The following is a 2,770-nucleotide window of genomic DNA, read 5'->3' as shown; positions in this document are numbered from 1 at the left end:
GGTGTCGCGTAGCCCATAATTGTGAGATGAGAAATCCAACGAAATCAACGGCTGTCCTTTGCCCTTAAATATGAGATTTTGCCTTTAATTCCGATATTCTTGCCCTTAAACCTGAGACAGGGTTCACAGACATGTGCGGCAAATATCGATGGATGATGATGGCGAAGCCTCCGTTGCAGTTGGTGCTGAAGAGTCGCGCAGGGCCGCCGTGCTACGTCCGCTTGTTCAGGCATATCTCAATGGGGCTGGCAGTCTGGAAAGCGGCATCAATGACGCCGTTTGGGAGCTTGGTGTCAGCAGGGCGACGGTCTGGCGTTGGATAAAGCGGCTGGCGGAAGAGGGTGGGCGCACCAGCGCGCTGGCTCCGCGGAAACGGGGTCGTCCGGCCGGTACAACTTTGATATCCGGCAAAGTTGAATCGGTGATCGAAGAGCATCTTCGCCGATATTTCTTGCGCCGGGAGCGTTCGAGCCTCTCGCGCGTCGTGACTGAGATCCGCAGCGCGTGCTGGCAGCAGGGCTTGCAACCGCCGACACGGCGGACGGTTCAGCGTCGTCTGGATGCAATGGATGCCCGCGAAGTTGCAAAGGCACGAGAGGGGGCAAAGGCAGCCCGCCAAAAATTTTCGGCCGTCACAGGCGAGAACAAGGCCAGTCAGCCACTGGAGGTCGTGCAAATCGACCATACACCTGCCGACATTATTCTTGTTGACAGTTTTGAGCGCCAACCAATTGGCCGACCGTGGGTCACGCTGGCGATCGACGTCGCAACGCGGTTGGTAACGGGATATTACACCTCTCTCGAGGCACCTTCGCGTCTGTCAGTGGCGCTTTGCCTGACACAGGCGGTAGCCCCCAAGGCGGAACTTCTGGCGGAATTGGCGTGCAATATTCCTTGGCCCGCACAAGGCAAACCGCAGAGCATCCATGTCGACAATGGCCGCGATTTCCGGTCGCGGGCCTTTCGGTCGGCATGTGCGGAATGGGGGATCGATCTGATCTATCGGCCGCCGGGAAGTCCTCACTTCGGGGGTCACATCGAGCGGTTGATCGGGACGATGATGGGGGCCGTTCACCTGTTGCCGGGAACAACGCAAGCCTCAATCGCGGCCAAGGGTGACTATGACGCCGAAGGCATGGCCACGATGACCTTGAGCGAATTCGATCATTGGTTTGCTCTCGAAATCTGCCGTTACAACAACAGCATTCATTCAAGCATTGGCTGTACGCCCGTTGCCAAATGGGAAGCGCTCTCAGAGCAAATGACGGGCGACATCCCCTTCGAGATGGAAGCCTTTCAGGTGACCTTCCTGCCCAGCGAACTGCGCAAAGTCAGGCGTGACGGCATCCATCTGTTCCAGATACGGTACTGGTCCGATGCCCTTGCAGGCCACATTGGGCGCGGCGACGGAAAGGTGGTTGTTCGCTACGATCCTCGCGATATCTCAATGATCTGGGTTGAACTGGAAGATGGCCGATATGTTGAGGCGCGGTACAGGAACCTTGAAATTCCGCCTGTGTCCCTCTGGGAATATCGCGAAGCCATGAGGAAGGCCCGTGCCCTTGGCAAGTCCGGGTCCAATGAACTGGTCTTGGCTGAGCTGATCCGACAGCAACGCCAGATCGAGACTGAAAGCCGGGGCCTGACGAAGGCGGAACGCCGATCCCGTGAAAGAAAAGGGACATTGGAGGGCGCCAACTCGGCTGTCTCGACAACCGAAGGGCTGCGTCCGATCGACACGGGTGATACATCGCGCCCATTGTTCAAGGTGGAGAGATGGTGAATTGAGGGCAGGGACAACTGAGGAAGACGGTCGGATCGCCCTCATTCAATCGGATATCTGGATCGGCTTTCCGCGGGCCGAACAGGTGTTGGACCGCTTGCAGGGTATGATCGAAGCGCCACGGCAAACCCGTATGCCTGGGCTTCTTGTGCATGGTGCCTCCGGGATCGGCAAGACGATGATCGCCCGAAACCTGTCGCGCAGATACGCACCAGAATACGATCCGGCGTCAGGCATCACCCGCACACCGCTGCTGCTGTTGCAAGCGCCGCCCGCACCAGACGAACGGCGGTTCTACCTGCACATCTTGGCCGCCGTCGGCGCCCCGGCGACGGCACTGAGCGCCCGCGCTCAAAATGTGGCTTCCCTCGAAGTCCGCGTCATCGCGCTCCTGCGCGACCTTGGCCTTCGGATGATCATGATCGACGAGGTTCACAACCTCTTGGCCGGGACCCACCGCGAACAGCGCCGCTTTCTCAATGTTCTGCGGTATCTTAGCAATGAACTCGAGGTGTCGCTGGTCTGCCTCGGGGTCAGCGAGGCCGTTGATGCCATCCGTGGTGATATCCAGCTTGCCAGGCGGCTGGACGAACATCACCTGCCAAACTGGCGCGACGATGCCGAGTTCTCGGACATGATCCAGACACTCATCGCGGCAATGGCCCTCGAGAAGAAATCCAATCTGAAGGTCAAGTCACTCAAGCAGATACTTGCGCTGACCGGTGGGGTGACCTCGCGCATCTTCTCCCTGATCAAGGATCTTTCCATCGACGCCATTGTCACAGGTGATGAATGCATCACTGATGACGCGATCACAAAATGGACGCCGGTTTGGTCTCGCCATGCGAACGCCTATCGGCGACTCGAGAAGTCCGGGGTGTGAAGCCGCACCCGCTGCCGAAAACTGTCGCGCCGCTGCCAGACGAGTTGTTGTCAGGTTGGTTATCACGGCTGGCGGCGGCCAACTACTGCGATGACGCGGAACTG

2 protein-coding genes are annotated in these 2,770 nt (G+C 58.6%); both read left to right on the top strand.

Annotated elements, in window-relative coordinates; genetic code table 11:
* Positions 1-148: 148 nt before the first annotated feature.
* Positions 149-1,783, top strand: a complete 1,635-nt coding sequence (locus DC366_RS19295) for a TnsB C-terminal domain-containing protein (protein ID WP_108693767.1) — start codon at positions 149-151, stop codon at positions 1,781-1,783.
* Position 1,784: 1 nt separating this feature from the next.
* Positions 1,785-2,666: a TniB family NTP-binding protein gene (locus DC366_RS19290; RefSeq protein WP_108693766.1), complete on the top strand. Its 882-nt coding sequence runs from the start codon at positions 1,785-1,787 to the stop codon at positions 2,664-2,666.
* Positions 2,667-2,770 lie beyond the last annotated feature (104 nt).

This window comes from Pelagivirga sediminicola (genome assembly GCF_003072125.1).
Classification (GTDB): Bacteria; Pseudomonadota; Alphaproteobacteria; order Rhodobacterales; family Rhodobacteraceae; genus Roseovarius; species Roseovarius sediminicola.
Note: the sequence above shows the minus strand (reverse complement) of the source record. Positions and strands in the feature narration are given on the sequence as shown.